Origin of the sequence: Pseudoalteromonas shioyasakiensis (assembly GCA_013391845.1) — a bacterium.
Lineage (GTDB): Bacteria > Pseudomonadota > Gammaproteobacteria > Enterobacterales > Alteromonadaceae > Pseudoalteromonas > Pseudoalteromonas apostichopi.
The window spans coordinates 1,886,647-1,905,826 of record CP058414.1; the positions used below are offsets into that span (position 1 = coordinate 1,886,647).

The 19,180-nt window shown below is 38.2% G+C and carries 9 protein-coding genes; 6 read left to right on the top strand and 3 right to left on the bottom strand.

Features of this window, described 5'->3' with window-relative positions; genetic code table 11:
- The first annotated feature begins 22 nt into the window (after positions 1 to 22).
- The 3 genes from HYD28_08640 to HYD28_08650 all read left to right on the top strand — a co-directional run bounded on the left by HYD28_08640 (position 23) and on the right by HYD28_08650 (position 7,208).
- Complete coding sequence (locus HYD28_08640; protein ID QLE09023.1) at positions 23 to 2,371, top strand: DNA polymerase II; 2,349 nt, start codon at positions 23 to 25, stop codon at positions 2,369 to 2,371.
- Positions 2,372 to 2,626: 255 nt separating this feature from the next.
- Complete coding sequence (locus HYD28_08645; GenBank protein ID QLE09024.1) at positions 2,627 to 5,485, top strand: TonB-dependent receptor; 2,859 nt, start codon at positions 2,627 to 2,629, stop codon at positions 5,483 to 5,485.
- A gap of 76 nt (positions 5,486 to 5,561) precedes the next feature.
- Positions 5,562 to 7,208 (top strand): sulfotransferase, encoded by a 1,647-nt coding sequence (locus tag HYD28_08650; GenBank protein QLE09025.1) that lies wholly within the window; start codon positions 5,562 to 5,564, stop codon positions 7,206 to 7,208.
- A gap of 46 nt (positions 7,209 to 7,254) precedes the next feature.
- Here the strand turns inward: HYD28_08650 and HYD28_08655 are convergent, their stop codons facing one another.
- The 3 genes from HYD28_08655 to HYD28_08665 form a co-directional block, all read right to left on the bottom strand.
- A complete protein-coding gene (locus HYD28_08655) occupies positions 7,255 to 9,045 on the bottom strand; it encodes a tetratricopeptide repeat protein (protein QLE09026.1) in 1,791 nt (596 codons plus the stop codon).
- A gap of 53 nt (positions 9,046 to 9,098) precedes the next feature.
- On the bottom strand, positions 9,099 to 10,244 hold the full coding sequence (locus HYD28_08660) for a DUF547 domain-containing protein (protein QLE09027.1): 1,146 nt from the start codon (positions 10,242 to 10,244) through the stop codon (positions 9,099 to 9,101).
- Positions 10,245 to 10,306: 62 nt separating this feature from the next.
- Positions 10,307 to 11,482, bottom strand: a complete 1,176-nt coding sequence (locus HYD28_08665; protein ID QLE09028.1) for a DUF547 domain-containing protein — start codon at positions 11,480 to 11,482, stop codon at positions 10,307 to 10,309.
- Between the two features lie 640 nt (positions 11,483 to 12,122).
- On the opposite strand from HYD28_08665, the gene HYD28_08670 reads away from it, so the two are divergent.
- The 3 genes from HYD28_08670 (at position 12,123) to HYD28_08680 (ending at position 19,027) form a co-directional block, all read left to right on the top strand.
- Entirely contained in the window at positions 12,123 to 14,786 is a 2,664-nt protein-coding gene (locus HYD28_08670; protein ID QLE09029.1) for a TonB-dependent receptor, read from the top strand.
- Between the two features lie 585 nt (positions 14,787 to 15,371).
- Entirely contained in the window at positions 15,372 to 18,014 is a 2,643-nt protein-coding gene (locus tag HYD28_08675) for a TonB-dependent receptor (protein QLE09030.1), read from the top strand.
- Positions 18,015 to 18,064: 50 nt separating this feature from the next.
- Positions 18,065 to 19,027, top strand: coding sequence for a class I SAM-dependent methyltransferase (locus HYD28_08680; GenBank protein ID QLE09031.1), 963 nt, complete (start codon positions 18,065 to 18,067; stop codon positions 19,025 to 19,027).
- The last annotated feature ends 153 nt before the right edge of the window (positions 19,028 to 19,180 follow it).

Sequence of the window (19,180 nt, forward strand, 5' to 3'; positions counted from 1 at the left end):
CCGTGATAGATATTTGAAGTAAATGGTTACAGATACAGGTTTTATCCTTTCAAAAGAGGCCTTCGATAGCTCAACAGGGGTTACTTTTGTGTTTTGGTTGTGGTGTAAACACGGCCCATTAAAAGTGCTCGTTGAACAGCAAGAAGTGGTGTTTTTCATCCCTGACAATCAAGTGTCTGCTGCAGAAAGGCTTTTGCAAAGTCAAAACATTTATGTTCGTTTTGCAGATGCCAAATTAAAAAACTTTCAAAATCAATCGGTGATCTGTTGTTATTTTAATTCATTAAAAGACTATTACCGTGCCATCAAAATTTTAAAAAGTTCACAAATAGTGACGTTTGAAGATGATGTTAGGCCAATTGACAGATTTTTGATGGAACGTTTTATAAAAGGCTCTGTATGGGTTAAAGGTGAAATTCATACACGAAGCGATTTTAGACTGCTAAAGAAAGCAAAATTAAAACCAAACAATGAATTTAAACCTAATTTTAAGCTCGTTTCTATTGATATAGAGTGTAATGGTGATGGCGTACTATTTTCTATTGGCTTAGTCGGAGACGGCATAGACAAAGTGTTAATGATAGGGCGCCCAGAATCTACTGCCGAATTAGATTATCAAATTAACTGGTGTGAAGATGAAATTGACCTGCTTTCTCAGTTTGAGACTGAAATTCAGCGAATTGACCCAGATGTATTGATTGGCTGGAACGTTATTGAATTTGACTTTAGTGTACTTCATGCAAGGGCTGAGGCACTAGGTATTTCACTAAAGCTTGGGCGTAATAAAGAAAAAATGCGTTTGCGTGAGGGAAACTTTACCCGCATTACAATACCTGGTCGCGTTGTTGTTGATGGTATTGATACCTTAAAAAATGCCACTTATCATTACGACAGTTTTAGCCTTGCCAATGTAGCAAGCATTGAACTTGGCGAAGAAAAGCTGATTAGCACTGATAATCGCCTTGAAGAGATTATTCGTCAGTTTAATGAAGAGAAGCTTTCGCTTGCTAACTACAACAGACAAGATTGTATATTGGTACTACGCATCTTTGAGAAGCTTAAACTGCTCGACTTTGCGGTTGTAAGAAGCCAGCTCACAGGCCTCGAATTAGAGAGAATGGGGGGTTCAGTTGCTGCCTTTACTAATCTCTATTTACCACTGTTACATAGAAGTGGCTATGTTGCCCCGAATTTAGGAGATCACGGGCTAAGCTTTGACAGCCCAGGTGGTTATGTTATGTCATCGCAGCCAGGCTTGTATCAGAATATACTTGTGCTTGATTACAAAAGCTTATATCCATCGATCATGAGGACCTTTTGTATAGATCCTCTTGGGCTTATAGAGGGATTAAAAAAGCCAGATAATGCAATCGAAGGTTTTAACCAAGCACAGTTTTCACGCACTGAACACCACCTGCCTGAACTGATCCGTGAACTTGCAGCGACAAGACAAATAGCCAAAGACAAAGATCAGCCTATGCTCTCACAGGCGATTAAAATCATTATGAATAGTTTATATGGTGTACTTGGTTCAAAAGGTTGTCGCTTTTATGATCCTCGATTGTCTAGCTCTATCACTTTACGTGGTCATGAAATTATGCAAACCACCAAGCAGTGGATAGAAGAGTGGGGCTACGAAGTCATTTATGGTGATACAGATTCGACCTTTGTAAGGCTTGATGATGATCTAAATTCGCATGACTGTAATGAAATCGGTACGAAACTGGCAAAAAAAATTAACAAATGTTGGCAAATTAAATTATTACAAGATTATAAAATAGACAGTTTCTTGGAAATTGAGTTCGAAACCCACTATAGCCCATTTTTTATGCCTACAATTAGAGGAAAAACAACAGGTTCTAAAAAGCGCTATGTAGGAAAAGTTGAAAAAAATGGCGCTTCAAAATTAGTCTTTAAAGGCATGGAAACTGTGAGAAGTGATTGGACAGAGCTTGCTCATAAGTTTCAGACAGAATTATTTGAGATTTTATTTTCAGAAAATTACAGTCCGCAATTAATAGTGCAAGCCTTTGATAGGTATGTTAAAAAACTCTATGCGGGTGAGTTTGATTCAAGCCTTATCTATCGTAAGCGTTTAGGTCAGCATTTAACTGATTATCAAAAAAACATCCCTCCCCATGTAAAAGCTGCGAAACAGCATTTAGCTGACAATCCCCACCTGGCGTTTCAGCGTGGTCAAATAATTGAATACGTTTACACCCCTAGTGGTGCAGAGTACTTCATAGGTGAGCATAATTATGATTATAGCATTTATGTTAATAAACAATTGCTACCAATAGCTGAAATGATTGTTGTTGATTTGGGTACTATAGTTTCATCTCTAAGTGACCGTCAAATACAGCTTTTTTAAAAAAATTAACATTTTTTTGATTCTTTATTGCGATGAATGATCAAGTGGACAGGTTTAAATGCTTATTTGGGTGTTTTTTGTTCACAAAAACAGAAAAAGTAAACTTTTTGCTGCTTCATTAAAAAATTGTAAATAAAGAGCTGGATATTTTGTTTTATTTGTTTATTATTTGTTTGTCGCAGTCCTGATGCGATACAAATAATAAACAAGCTTATGCTAAATATAGCCACAACATAGTGGTCCAGGGAGAATCAAATGTTAAATAATAAAGTTTCAAAAGCAGTTCGCTTAGCGCTTGCTTTTGGTACAGCTTCAACAGCTGCGTTTTCTGTAAACTCTTATGCTGCCGAAGAAGAAGCAGTAGAAAAAGTTGAACGTATTGAAGTTACAGGTTCACGTATCAAACGTACTGATATTGAGACTGCAAGCCCAGTACAAGTTACAACAGCTGAAGATATCGAAGTTGCTGGTTTTACTCGTGTTGAAGACATGATGAACAGCTTGCCTCAACTTGAAGCTTCAAGTACTGCATTCCAATCAAATGGTGCTTCTGGTACTGCTACTCTTGATTTACGTGGTATGGGCTCACAACGTACCTTAGTACTTATCAATGGTCGTCGTATGCAAGCAGGTGGTATCTATAGCCAATCTGCAGATATCAACCAAATCCCAGCAGCACTTATCAAACGTGTTGATGTTATGACTGGTGGTGGTTCATCAACTTATGGTGCTGACGCAGTAGCGGGTGTTGTAAACTTCGTAATGGACGATCAATTCGAAGGTTTCGAAGTAAACTTAGGCTCAACAGCTTATCAACATGATAACGATAACGAGTACATCCAAGGTTTAATGGATGAAAAAGGTTTTGAATACGAAAGCGGTAACACTGGTTTTGATGGTTCATCGTTTGATTTCTCTGCTACGCTAGGTGGTTCATTCGATAGCGGTAAAGGTCATGCTGTAGGTTATTTTACTTACAACAAACAAAACGAATTACGTCAAGGTTCACGTGATTACTCATCTTGTGCATTATCTTCTACAGGTACTTCATGTGGTGGTTCTGGTAACGCAGTTGTTCCTAACTTCTATATCGCTGGTGTTACAGATGCTGGTGGCTTCAATTGGGATGATTACGATTACTGGACACTAGGTACTGATAGCAGCTTCATTCCTTCAAGCGGCAACCTATATAACTATGCGCCAGTTAACCACTTTATGCGTCCAGATGAACGTCATACACTTGGTTTATTTGCTAACTATGAAGTAAATGATAACTTCCACCCGTTCATTGAAGCTATGTTCATGCGTGACCGTACTTCTGCACAAATCGCAGAATCTGGTACGTTCTTCAACGAAAATTATGTAATGGATTATGATAGCCCATTACTAACTGATGCACAGCGTCAAAACCTAACTGACCGTTTCGGTTTAACTTCAGGTGACCAATTTGCAACTTACATCGGTAAACGTAACGTTGAAGGTGGTCCTCGTGTTAACCAACTTGAGCATAGCTCATTCCGTTTAGTATTAGGTAGTAAAGGTGAAATTAGTGACCTTTGGTCATATGAAGCGTTCATGCAATATGGTTCAACTTCTTCATCTTCTGCATACGAAAATGACTTCTTCGGTCCACGTATCAGTACAGCTCTTTCTGCAAATGGTGAAGATTGTGCGGCAACTTCAGGTTGTATTCCTTATGAAGTATTTACTTACCAAGGTGTTTCAGCTGAAGCGGCTGGTGCACTAACAGGTACTGCGATCCTTAACGGTGTAACAGAACAGTTTATCGTAAGTGGTTTCGTAACAGGTGAATTTGAATTTGGTCTACCTTCTTCTGATTACCCAATTGCAGCAGTATTTGGTGCTGAGTACCGCGAAGAGACATTCGGCCGTACAGCGGATGAAGTTTACGCGCAAGGTCTACTACTTGGTCAAGGTGGTCCAACTAAGAGCCTTAACGGTGAGTACGATGTAACAGAATTCTTCGGTGAGTTAAGCTTACCAATCGTTGAAGGCATCACTGGTGTTGAAAGCCTATTAATCGACTTAGGCTATCGTTGGTCTGATTACAGCACTTCAGGTTCAGAGCCTACTTATAAAGTAGCAATGAACTGGGATGTAACTGAAAACTGGAAAATCCGTTCAAGCTACAACCGTGCAGTACGTTCAGCAAACAATGGTGAATTATTTGCTCAACAAAGCCGTGGCTTATGGGGTGGTGTAGATCCATGTGCGACTGCAACTCCAGAACTTAGCCAATCAGCTTGTGCAAACACAGGTGTTTCAGCTTCTCAGTATGGTAGCATCGGTAAGAGCCCTGCGGATCAGTACAACGGTTTCTTCGGTGGTAACCCAGAACTTCGTCCTGAAATTGCAGACACAATCACCCTAGGTGTTGTTGGTAACCCATTTGAAGATTTCAACTTCTCAATCGACTACTGGGATATCGACCTTGAAGACGCAATCGGTGCAATTGACCCTGAGTTAATCGTTCGTCAATGTGGTCTAACAGGCGATGCACAGTTCTGTGATAAGATTGAACGTACACCTGGTAGCGGTAGCTTATGGGTTGGTTCTGGTCAAGTTGTTGCAACTAACACTAACTTAGGTAACATTCACTTTGAAGGTATCGATTTAAGTGCTAACTACGACATGGAAATTGGCGGTGGTACACTTTCGACTAGCCTAATCGGTACTTACATGATGACTAAAGAATATGAAGATATTCCAGGTGTAAGTGAACCGTATGATTGTGTTGATACACTAGACAATGGCTGTTTCCCACAACCAGAATGGCGTCATGTTCTTAGCGCAAGCTACGACACTGGCAGCTGGTGGAAAGCGACAGCTAAATGGCGCTTCTTTAGTGGCGTGAACGATTACACTGGTTCTGACACATTAGTTCAAGACGGTATCGGTTCACAAAGCTACCTTGACCTTAAGGGTTCATTCACAATCAATGATTACACTCGTGTTCTTGTTGGTGTGAATAACGTATTAGATAGAGAGCCACCATTAGTAGGCGGTACATTATCTACAAATGGTAACGCAGTAGCTGGTTACTACGACACACTTGGTCGTTACTTCCACGCAAGCGTTTCATTAAAATTCTAATTTGAATTAATTAATGTATGATAAAGCGAGCTTCGGCTCGCTTTTTTTATGGGGAAGCTTTTTTTATGGGGAAACAATGACATCAGAACAACACACGTTTACCCAAGCTGTTGCTTTACTTCAGCAAGGTAAAGTTAGCCAGGGGATAGAATTATTAAAACCGTTAACACATAACAGTGAGTTTGCTGAAAAAGCGTTACAGATTCTCTTTAAAGTTGCTATGCAGCAACAAGACACTGAAACAGCCATTTCTTATTGCCAGCAACTGGTATCAATTGCTCCTACAAAGTTTGATTACGTACTGACCCTAGTACAATTAAGTTTAAGTTGTGGTGAGCTAGAAATTGCAAAAAACGCGCTATTACCTTTATATGAGACAAACCCGCAGCAAGCTGATATTTGTTTTCAGCTAGGTAAAATAGAAAGAAAGCTTGATAACGCAGATGCAGCATTAACTTATCTAGATCAAGCGAGGGTTTTGTCTGAGCAGTTTAAAGTACCTGCTTTAATCGAAATCTCTTTTGTCCATAATGATCAACTACATCAGCCAGATTCAGCAATAAAGTATTTAGAACAGGCAATTAGTGCCGATAGTAATAATCTGCAAGCCCACTTTGCATTGGCAAATATTTATGAACAACTCGGTGATAAAGACAAGGCTAAGAAGGGATTTCAACAGGTTTTAAAAATAGATGCATTTAATGCGATGGCTCAAGCAAGATTGGCCGATATTGAAACCTTCACTGAACGCGATGCAATTGACTATGAACGAGCAAGCTTAGCCATATTACAGCGGGAATCAGATGATATAGCGTGTGCTGATATTTATTATGCACTTGGTAAAGTATTTAATGATTGCAAAAATTATCAGCAAGCTTGGCATTATTATGTAAAAGCTAATCATTACAATAAAAAGTATTTACCAGCCTATGATCGCCAATCTGTTGAGAAGATTACTGACTACACCTTAGCTCGTAATATTGTTCTGCAAGAAGCGAATAGCTCAATAACACCAATTATAATTTGCGGTATGTTTCGTTCTGGCTCAACACTAATTGAACAAATCATCAGCTCTAACGAGCAAATAGCGGCAGGTGGTGAAATTGCCTATTTACATTCATCGTTATTCAATTTAATTGGCGATGAAAAGGCTCTTGCTAATAAGGCTAAAGAGCCTGAATTTACTGATGGTTATAAAGAACAATTAACCTTAAGAGCTGAAGGTGCGCTTTATGTAACAGATAAACGCCCTGAAAATTACCTTTACTTAGACATTATCAAGCAGCTATATCCAAAAGCTAAGATTATCTGGACAGAGCGAGATATTAAAGACAATAGCTTATCAGCTTTTTTCCAGCATTTAGGTCCAAGTTTAAATTATGCTGTATCGCTAAACGATACATTGCATCATTACGAGCAGCAACAACGAATTAAGTCACATTGGCAGTCGCGTTTTGGCGATGATATTTTTACTCTGAATTACGACCAGCTCGTTTGCTCACCTGAGCAAGTGTTAGAACAGTTGTTTAGTTTTTTAGGGCTAGAATACTCTGATGAAGCCCAGCGGTTTCATAATAAATCTGGCACTGTAAGTACAGCGAGTGTCTGGCAGGTTAGAAAGCCACTTTATAAGTCTTCGTCAGGTCGTTTTGTAAATTATCTAAAGCATATACAGGCTGATGAGAAATCCTATTTAGATGCAAAAGCGCTTTTAAATAGATAACAGCTAATTAGAGGAAAAGACCATCAGTTTGATGGTCTTTTTTTCACTATTTTAAGGGCATGATATCGCAAGGAATTGTTAGTCTAGGACTCTTACTTTTGAGTTGGTAAGTGCCATGCCAAATATAGCTAGGGAAAATAATAATATGACCTTCTTCTGGGCATATTTCACGAGCAATAGATTCTCGATCACCTAAGTTAAGACTTGTTTCCCCCAGTTTTAACCAACCATTTTTAGTCGGATCATCTTTACTCATTTCATCAGGAATAGAAATATAGCTCGGAGCCGATAACCAACCTTGTGGGTGAATATGGTTAGCATGAAAACCACCTTGTTCTAGTTTGACAGACCAACTACCTTTGGCAACAAAGCGTTGATGGTTACGTGCCAATAGAGGATGGTTAGCATCTTCTGGCAGCTGCTGCAGATATTGGTTTATGCATGTCGTCATTGATGACTTAAATAAATCAATGAGTTGATTAGAGCGGTGCAACAGGTGACCCTGCGTTTGACTGCCACTGCGCACACTTTGATCTAATGGTTGTAGTTTATTGGTGTGTAGGCCAATCATTAGCTCTTGCAGTTGTTTATTGAAATCGCCATACGTTTTAAAACCATGCGGGGCAGGAAGCTCCATTACCTTAACGAATTTATCAAGGTTAGTTAACCAATGATATTTATCATTATTTGATAGTCGCCAAGCAATACTTAAATATGCCCAAAGCTCTTGGTTATTAGGATTAAATTTTACTGCGGTTTCTAAATGAGAGATCGCTGAGCTGTAATCGCCTTGTTGTATGTAAAAGTTTGCTAAATCAATACTGTAACGAGCATTTTGTGGGGCTGCTTTGACTAGTTGCTGAAGGAGTGAAAATGCTTTTTCTGCTTCTCCTGTTTTATCAAGAAGAATACTATGGGCATGAAGTAAATCTAAGTTCTGCGGATGGCTTTGTGTTGCTTTACTACTTATAACTAACGCTTCTTCTAACTTGTCTAATTGCAGCAATTGGCCAATTTGAGAATGGATTAAAACAGGGTTAGCATCATAGTTTTTAAAAGTATGGGCATATGAACTCATCAACTGGTTTTGTGAGTGTTCCCAGTAGAGCTTATTAAGACTTTCATGTGCAGGTACATAGTTAGGAGCAAGCTCTAAGCATGCCTTGAGATGAGCTTGTGCATGTTCATATTGTTGTAAATCATAATGTGTACAACCAACTATATAATGTAATTCAGCACTTGGTTGCTGTTTTAAAAGCATTTTCAAAAGCTCCAATGCTTTGTCAAATTTACCCAAATTACGATAATTACACGCTTCTTTATAAACGAAATGAAATTGCCCCTTTAATTGGGCTGGTAATTTTGTTTGAAAATAGTCTTCGATACGTTGTAAATCACCCAATCGCTCGAAAAGCTCTAGAGCGAGCCAGTGATATCGAACTAATGAAGTTTGCGAAGGGGATGTTTCGTTAATAAACAGCTCAGCCTTCAGTAATTCGTCTTGGTTAATTAGACTTTCGATATAATTAAGTCGTGGCTTTTCGAGTGACAAAGAAGCTGTGTTGTATTCACAAAACTGAATACACTCTGCATACTTTTTTTGTTTACAAAGTAGATTGGTGTAGTTGTCTAAAAGGCCAACATGATTACTAAATTGGCTAAGGCCTTTTAAATAACACTGCTCTGCTTCAATAGTTTTGTTTACAGCTGATAAACATAAGCTATTCAATGTATACCAATCAGCGGTTTTATTTGTATGTAAAGAAAGGAGTTGTAATGCCTGCACATATTGTTGTTGATTGAATGCGTGCAAAGCTCTTTGCAATGAATTATTCACTCGTACACCCTGTTTTTGCTTTATGTTAACAGGGCGTACAGTAAAGTAAAATATTACTCTTGATTTACATCAAGGTCTTTGATTTCTACTGTACCTTTAATGCGTTCTCTTTGTTTATAAAGCTTGCGAATTTTCTTCCAAACTTGTGGTGGGTATCGACCAAATTGAGCTAGCCGCTTCGTTAAGGGATCGGTGATATAGCTTCCGTCTGCTGCACGATATCCATATGTTATTCCACCTATACCTTCTAACGGAGCCCTGTTAATAGCTGAAGAGGCTCCATAGGCTCTATGCGTGCGATATAAATCTACGATATGCCAATCATCTATTGTAAGCTTAAACCCTTTAGATGACTCTACAGCATCTTTTAAAGAGCCATTAGTATAGTGTTCAATATGAGACTTTAAATCTTGTTCAAAGTCGTCAAACAAGGCTTCTGTTTGCTGGTAGTAGACGGATAGGTAAAGCCTATCTTTCCCTTTAATTTGCATACCTCGGTTAGAATTAACAAATTCCTCACCATTGTCTGCTAGTTGGTAATACACTTTGCTTCCTACATAGGCTTCTGGGCGAAGATTTGGGCTGCCGATATTCCCTTGATGAAAGCCGTACATTACAATCGGTTTACTTTTGCCAAACTTTTTAAAGACAATGTCGTGTTGTATGTCATTTAAAGACAGGCTATGTCCCATAACAGTAATAAATTCCTCATCAAGTAATGAATTATCACCAAATAATAAATCTTCAGTACTGAAGATAGGGTAGTGCTCAATGAGTTTCTCTAATAATGCTGTGGTATATAAATTTAGCCAATAAGCGAGTTGCTCAGATAGGACGAGCTCATTAAGAGGGATTTGTTCAGGAACTTGTTCAAGGCTCAGACGTATTTTTCTAAAACCAGTTTTCAGGTTTGCCTTTACAACTTCTTCATAATAAAAACGGTTTGCTTCTAAAGCAGTATCGTTATTTTTATGTGCTCGGGTGCGTGTCCCAATGCTTGATTGGCCTTTTCGAAAACCTCGGTCTGAGCGGCCTAAGTCAATAACAGTGATTTTAAGCAACTGATCTAAATCACCATAAGATATTGTTAAATCATTATCTAAGCCGAAATCGGCAAATTCTTCTGGTAGAGTGTCTAGTTTTGCTGACGAGTATGCAGTAAAGAAAATTGTGGTAATTAATAAGAGTGGTTTAAGCATAGCGAACTCCCTGTTCAGAAAAAGCCACCCATCACATTCTTTTGACGAGTGGCTATCTTATTTTAATTCTTTGAATCAAGATCCTTAATCTCAACAGAGCCACTGTTGTCTTGGCGCTTTAAATTAAGTTTTTTGATTTTTTCTAACATTTCAGGAGAAAAACGACCAAAATCCATGGTGCGCATCATAATTGAATCAGTAATGTGACTAACGTTTACTGCCCCAATACCAGCGCCACTACCTTCAGGGCCGATAGGTACTGCAGAGTTGCTTACAACAGCATTTAGCATTGCCGCAGGGTTAGTTGATGCAGAACCGCCATAGTCACGGTCGGTGCCATATAAATCAGTGATACTCCAATCTTCAATATCAATTTTGAAGCGCTTGGCGTATTTAACATCGCTTTTCATTTGACCTTCAGCATAGTCTTCTAAGTGCTCACGTAAGTCATTTTCGAAATCTGAAAATAAAGACTCAGCTTGTTCATAATACTTAGACACATAAAGGCGGTTTTTACGCTTAATTTGCATGCCTCGATTTGAGTTTACAAACTCTTCACCATTTTCAACAAGTTGATGGTAAACCTTGCTACCTTTATACGCTTCATCTCGAAGGTTTGGGCTACCAATGTTACCTTGATAAAAGCCATACATAACAATTGGCTTCTTTTTACCGAATTTTTCAAAAACAATTTTATGTTGAATATCATTGAGTGAAAGTTTGTAACCGGCAACGGTTAAAAACTCATCTTCTAAAATTGAGTCATCACCAAAAAGAAGATCTTCCGTATCACGAACAGGGTAGTGTTCAATTAACTTTTCAACCATCGCTGTATTATATAGGTTAAGCCAATATGCCAATTGTTCATCAAGGCTTAAATCGTTTAATGACACTTCACTCGGTACCTTTTCTAGGCTAAGCCTAATTTTGTGAAATCCATCTTTTATGTCTGATTTAACAACCCCTTCGAAGAAAAAACGATTGGCTTCAAGCGCAGTATCATTATTTTTGTGGGATTTCATGCGTGTGCCAATAGAGGATTGAGATTTACGAGAACTTCGATCTGATTTCCCCATATCTATTACGGTCATTTCAAGTAGCTTATCGAGATCCTCGTACGAGACTTTAATGTCACGATTGAGACTAAAGTCAGAAAACTCTTCTGGGAGTTCATTTATTTTTGCATACGAAGAAAGTGAGCAAAAAGTAAATGTAATTAGTAATAATTGTTTAATCATGGTTTTTCCTTGTTGTTTTAACAATCTAACTATTGCTGATTGTTACATTTTTTTCAAGTGATCATGTACCGAATATATAACTGGATCCAATGTTTACCCTAGTAAATAAGGAGGTGTTGTAAATTGCTGGTTAAGTTGTCTTTCTGTTTGTGGTTAATAGAATGTTCATTCTATTAACTTTTGCATTTTTAAGTCTTGATTTTATCATTACCCCTTAATTTGACCTGTTTAATTGTGAATTGACCGTAATTACTGGGTGTTTATTTTTTTATTTTTATTTTTTACCAGATAAAAAATCTAAAACAACAAAGCTTTAATTATTGCTTTTATTGCAATTAATTGGTTGGTTTTGTGCTTGTACCTATATTAATGCCAGAAATGTGGATTTTTAAATTCTTTTATAACTTGTTGTAAACACTGTCATGCTCTTTGTAATTCAAGGGATTTAAAGGTGTTAATGTTGTTTTTTTATTTTGGGTGTTCTTATATTTATTGTTAAAAGTTGAACTTTTGCGTTACTGAAGTGTTGACCTTTGAGAGTCGCGAGTATTATTATCATGGCTCAAAATGACTGTGTAATATGCATTTATTTTGAATAACTATAAATATTCCATGAATAACATGGACCAGGGAGAATCAAATGTTAAATAATAAAGTTTCAAAAGCTGTTCGCTTAGCGGTTGCTTTTGGTGCAGCTTCTACTGCTGCATTTTCTGCAAGCTCATTTGCAGCAGACGAAGAAAACGCAGAAAAAGTTGAACGTATTCAAGTTACAGGTTCACGCATCAAACAAGTAGACCTTGAAAACAGCTCTCCAGTAACTGTTTTATCAGCTGCAGAAATTAGCCTTTCAGGTGAGCCTACAGTTGCTGACGTTTTAAATAACCTTGCTTCTAACTCTTTCGGTTCTTGGAAGGGTGTATCTGGTTACGGCGCAGGTGGTGCAGCATCTTCTAACATCAACTTACGTGGCCTGGGTTCTGATGCGACACTTGTATTATTAGACGGTCGTCGTATGCCTGGTACAAGTTCATCTTCAGGTTCATCAGCAGATACTTCAATTATCCCAATGGCAGTTGTTGAGCGTGTTGAAATCCTTCGTGATGGCGCATCAGCTGTTTATGGTTCATCTGCAGTTGCTGGTGTAATCAATATCATCACTAAGAAAGATTTTGATGGCGTTAGCGTTAAATACGATTACGAGGTACCTAAAGTAGAAGGTGGCGAAAGCAAAACTTTCTCAATTACTTCAGGTTATACATCTGAAAAAGGTAATATCATTTTCACGTATGAGAACTCACGTGACAACGCAATCTTCGACAAAGAAATTTGGGCGATGGACGATCCTACGTACGGTGCGTACAGTGGTTATAGCCATGTACCAAACTATCGAATTGGTGGTGCAGGTAGCTACATCTCAAACCCAGAGTTATGTGATCAAACAGCTGACGTAGTGAATGCTATGGATGAAAATGGCGTTGGCGGTTGTTTATATAACTACGGTAACGTTACAAAATTCTACCCAGACGTAGAAAATAACTCATTCTTAACAAACTTTAACTATGAACTAACTGATAACATCCGTTTTGTTGGCCGTGCAATGGCAAGTTTCAACGAAACAAATTCACGTTATGCTGGTACTCCAGTATCTACGGGTGCTGTATGGATGGACGCTGACAACCAGTATAACCCAGAAGGCGAAGACATCCGTCTTTACATGCGCTCTGTACCAATTGGTAACCGTGACACTAAAACAGAAGTTGTTACAACTGATATCGTATTAGGTCTTGAAGGTTTCACTGATATTGGCAATGGCCTTGATTGGGAAATCAACTACCAAAATAGCATTTCTAAAACAAACGTTTTCGGTAGTAACCTAGTTAACGACGTAATGTTACAAAACGCGATTGATTCTGGTGAGTACGATATTCTTAATACTACTGGTATGAGCTACGATGAGTGGAACACTCAATTAACTGATTTATACCAATATGCAGCGCACACTGGTACTTATGAAGGTCGTTACGAAAGTCAACAAATTGATGGTTTAGTGTCTACTACTTTTGTTGATAACGGTGACTTCGTTATTGCTGGTGTTGTTGGTGCTGAATTTGAAGAAATTGATTTCACTCAAGTATCTGATCCTGAATCTGCAAATGGTTTCATCTCTGGTGGTTCAGGCGGTGATGACGTGTATGCAACTCGTGACCGTACTGCTGCTTACATGGAAATCCAAGCAAGCTTACCATACGAAATTGATGTAACAGTTGCTGGTCGTTATGAGAAATACGAACAGTCTGGTATGACAAACCTTGGTGAAAAGAGCACTACATTCGATAAAGTTGTTCCAAAAGTAGGTGTTACTTGGCGTCCAACTGAAACATTATTAATCCGTGGTTCTTGGGGTGAGTCTTTCCGTGCTCCTAACATGGGCGAAATGTTCCAGTCTTATGCATTAAGTTTCCCAACTGTTCGTGATACAGCATGGTGTGATGCTAACCCAGGTCAAGCACTAGAAGGTTACTGTTCTGACGCTGGTGAGCAAGTAGCGACATGGTTCGGTGGTAATGCAAACCTTACTGAAGAAACAGGTGATTCTACGACTCTTGGTTTCGTATGGGATATCGTTGATGGTTTAGCCGTAGAATTAACTTACTACGATATCAGCTACGAGAACCGTATTGATGACGTAAGCACTACTGAGCTTCTACGTATTGAACAAGAAGAGGGTGGTTTAGGTTCTACGCCAGATGCTATCGACCGTGCTAATGGTAATGGTCAAATTGATTACATCTACACAGGTTATATCAATAAAGCATCACTACAAACGTCTGGTATCGACTTCTCAACTCGTTACAAGCATGAAACTAGCTTCGGTGACTTCGGTGTTATGCTAAACGTTTCTAAAGTTATGGAATTTGAAGAGAAAGCTGACAAAGATGCAGAACCATTTGATTATGCAGGTCTTCAAGATTACCCAGATTGGAAAGCTGATTTAGGTGTTAGCTACTCTTATGAAGACTACAGTGCGTCTTGGACTATGTTCTACGTAGGTGCACAAGAGTCTGGTAATGAAGAGTGGGGTGTTGATTACCTTGCTGATGTACCTTCATACTTCAAGCATAATGCTCAGTTCACATACACTGCACCAACAAATACTAAAATTTCTGTAGGTGTTAACAACGTATTTGATAAGAAAGCTCCTTCTTGGTATGACGGCTTCCGTGACTACCGTGATTCAAGCTGGTCATTATACGATCAAACAGGTCGTTCAATGTACCTTCGTTTAGAACAAAAATTCTAAACTTTGAAAACAAATTAGTATAAGCAATAAAACCCCGCGACATCGCGGGGTTTTTTTTGTCTAATTCTCGTTTCTCAATACTTAAAAATGGATTCATCAATATTAGTAGTTGTTAAAACCGCTGTGCTTCGGTTTGCAAAAACTTAATTACAAACCTTTTGTCTTAGTCTGATTTTGTGCAAACAGTCGTTCTTTCTAAGAAAAATCTTTAAGCTATCGAATAAAGTTCCCAGTAAATAGTGTTGTTGTTTTCGCAAAAACGAAAGCTTATTGGTTTTGTTTTTTGGAACTATCTTTTAGAGCTTTAATGGTTTTTTTATTGTATTAAAAAGGCTGTGTCGGTTATTTTAAAATTAGTTTGTCCCTATTTTTAAAATAGCGGTTAATGGTGTATGAATGGTTTTGGGAGTATTTTTAGATATAACGAATTACTGGATTTTACATTAAAAAACAAAGGTTAAAAAACTGTTGACCAAAAGTTGTCCCTGATATTAGTATTTAATTCCCTTATAGGGTACTAGTACCTCTTTAAGGGTTAAAATAAATTAATAAAGTCATAACATGGATATGACCAGGGAGAATCAAATGTTAAATAATCAAGTTTCAAAAGCAGTTCGCTTAGCGATTGCTTTTGGTGCAGCGTCAACTGCTGCATTTTCAGCAACGAGCTATGCTGCTGATGATAAAGGTGTAGAAGAAGTTGAACGTATCGCCGTAACAGGTTCACGTATTAAACGAACTGACTTAGAAGGCTCAATTCCTGTAACAGTTATTGACCGTGCTTCAATCGACTTTTCAGGTCAAACTTCAGTTTCTGATTTGATCCGTAATACAAGCTTTAACTCAGCAGGTTCATTCCGACCTCAATCTGGTAGTTCAGCTCAAGGTGTTTCGCAAGTTAACTTACGTGGTTTAGGCGCATCTCGCTCTTTAATCCTTGTAGATGGTCGTCGTCTTCCTAAATCACCATCAACTGGTAATTCTCAAGACTTAAACTCAATCCCTATGGCTGCTGTAGAGCGTATCGAGATTTTATCTGATGGTGCTTCAGCTGTTTATGGTTCTGATGCGATTGCGGGTGTAATCAACATTATTACTCGAAAAAACTTTAATGGTGTTGAGGTACGTCTAGGTGCGGGCGATGTAAGTCTTCCTGAAGAAGGTGGTGACCGTGAGGAAGGCTCTGTAGTTTTCGGCTCATCAAGCGATAATGCATCAGTGATTGGTGGTATTTCTTGGAATAGCCGCGATATTATTTATGAACACGATTACCCTTGGGTTCAACCTGGTGCATCTAGCTTTGGTGTGAACGCTTTAAAAGAAGCTGGTTACAGATCTATCATTTCTCAAGAAGAATGTGACAGCTTAGAAAACTTCATGTATGGCTCTACGGGTGCCTGTGGTTATAACTTCAACGCAACCAATGCTAATGAAGCATCAACAGGTAACCAATCTGCTTTCCTAAAAGCAGAATATGAAATAAATGACGATTGGAAAATCTTCTCGCATACTCTTGTTTCTAAAACAAAATCATTTGGTCGATATGCTCCTTCTTTGAATGATGCAGGTGATGCAGCTTTCTTATCAGATGATAGCCCTAACAACCCTATTAACCCAAATAGCCCTTTTTACGATGCAGAATTTGCAAGTTATATGGCTGACAAACGAGCTGGTGAAATTGCCAATGGCGATGATCCAAGTTTAGTTCAAATCCGTCACCGCTTTGCTGCATTGGGTAACCGTGATAACAACGTAGATAACTGGTCTACAGATTTCTTATTCGGTGCTGAAGGTTCAATTGGTGATGTTTTTGTTGATTTTGGTGCACGTAAGACTAAAACTAAAACATACGAAATCGGTCGCAACTACTTAATGGGTAGTAATGCCCGTGCTGCAATGGATAGTGGCGCTTATATGTTAAATGACCCATTTGGTGATCGTTTTACAACGGATACTGAGAAGAGCGATTATCAAGAGCTTTTAAGCGGTCTTAAAGTAACTACTTCTCGTATTGGTGAATTCAATCAAGAAGAGCTATTCGCGTCAGCATCATTCGATGTCATTGAAATTGGTGGTGGTATGATTCAAGCGGTAGTCGGTGCAGAATACCGTAAAGAAGAGTATCAAGATACTTATGATTCACTTTCAGAAGCTGGTCAAGTCGGTGGTTCATCAGGTAACAGTGCGGGTGGCTCTCGTGACGTTAAAGGTGCTTACTTCGAAGCATTGTTCCCGTTAATGGATGATCTTGAGATGACTCTTGCTGGCCGTTATGATGAATATTCAGATTACGGTAGTGATTTCTCGCCAAAAATCTCGTTTAAATACGATGTAATGGAAGGTTTAGTTCTTCGTGCTTCTTATGGGGAAGGCTTCCGTGCTCCAACACTTGATATCACGACAGCTAAGCCAGCACCTGACAACCCAAATGTTAGCGATGACCCTTCTTGTCTAAACTTTGGTCTTGAAGCTGGTTGTGACGTTCAAGTTAACGCAGTTACGCTTGCTAACCCAGAAATTGGTTCTGAAACATCTAAACAAACGTCAATAGGTTTAGCTTATCAACCAACAGATTGGTTAAACTTCTCTGCAGATTATTATGATATTGAAATATCAAATATGATCCGTTTCTTTGGCGCAACAACTATTCTTAACCGTGAACAAACAGGTGACCCAATTCCTGCAGGTTTAGGTGTAGAGCGCTTAAGCAATGGTGGTATCGACTTAATCACTCAAGGTTATGCTAACGAAGGTAGCTGGTCTATAAATGGTTTAGACTTGAACTTGAATACAACGTTTGATTTTGGTGATGCGGGTACATTCAAGCAAACTCTACAATGGAGTCACCAGTTTGAAAGCGTTGTAGATGGCGGCCGTAATACACTTAAAGATCCAGGTGAGCCTCAAGACCGTGCTGTTCTTAACAATACGTATACTTGGAGTGACTTTGACTTTGTATGGAATATCAATTTAATTGGTAAGCAATATGAAGACGTGACTCAAAATGATGATGGTTCTTTAGATAAGACAGGTAATATTGCAACTTGGGTAACACATGATTTGCAAGTTACATATAACATGTCTACGGGTACGCAGATTTCTCTAGGTATGCAAAATGCCTTTGAGAAAGAGCCGCAATTAAGCCCATTTGGCGGTCGTAACTATAACTTCGATTTATATGACGCATACGGACGTATTACATACCTTCGCTTCCGTCAATCATTCTAAATAAAACAATATGAGGGGTGGGCTTAAGCCCACCTTTTTTTGGAGTAAGTGTGAAACATTGGGACTCATATTGGCTATCGACTGAAACTTTAAGCAGTTTTGCCCAAAGTAATCACAAAGATGGTTATCAAGGAGATGTTTTAAATTTCTGGAATGCCATTTTTAGAGAATTTCAATCATCAGCCAAACTTTTAGATATTGGTTGCGGAAATGGTGCCTTGGCTGTTTTAGCTGAACAATATCCAAATGAATTTGAAATTACGGCAATTGATGCTGCGAATATAGATCCTACTAAGCATTTTAACGACAATGAAAAAGTTTCTCTTTCACTAAAAAACATCAATTTTTACAGTGAAATGTGTTGTGAAAAGTTAAACTTTAACGATTCATCTTTTGATTACCTCATTAGTCAATTTGGCATTGAATATTCAGATCTAAACTTTTCTTTTCTTGAAGCTAATCGAGTACTTAAAAGTGGTGGCGAACTGATTGCTTTAGTTCATCATAGAAATTCTTTCATTACCCAAGATTGCCAACAAGGAATTAAAGTACTTTCACAATTCGTAAATCAAGATGGGCTCGCATATAAAGTTAGAAACTTTGTTAATTTCTGTAGTAATTATCGTCTAATAGAAAAGCCAACGGCAAAAGAACAAAATGAATTCCTACAAAATAATGAGAAGCTGTTATTAGATTTTAAAAAAGTTCAAATTAATTTTAACTCTGAAATTGAACAAGATTGGTTTGGGCAGTTAGCAAAAAGTTTTATTCCGATGATAGTAAACTGGAGGGAAGTAGCTGTTCATCAAGTTGAGAGTTTGATTGAGGAACTTGCTAATTATAAATTACGGATAAATGAGCAAATCGAAGCCTCTTGGAGCGAAGATGATCAAAAGGCAATCATTTCTAATATGAGCTCAAGCTGGGAAACCTTTGATATTACGCCCAAAAAAATTGATGGAGAATTGTTCTGTTGGGTATTAAGAGCTAAAAAGTTACAGGAAAAACACTGATATCTTTCGCTAAGCACATAATTGTGTAGAGTGTAAGCTTTAATAATACAGTGTATTGGTATTGTAAGAATTTGGCTAAATGAATTTCAACTTCAAGCTATAAACAATAATTGTGTATTCAAATTACACTGCTAGAATATATTTAGTTATTGC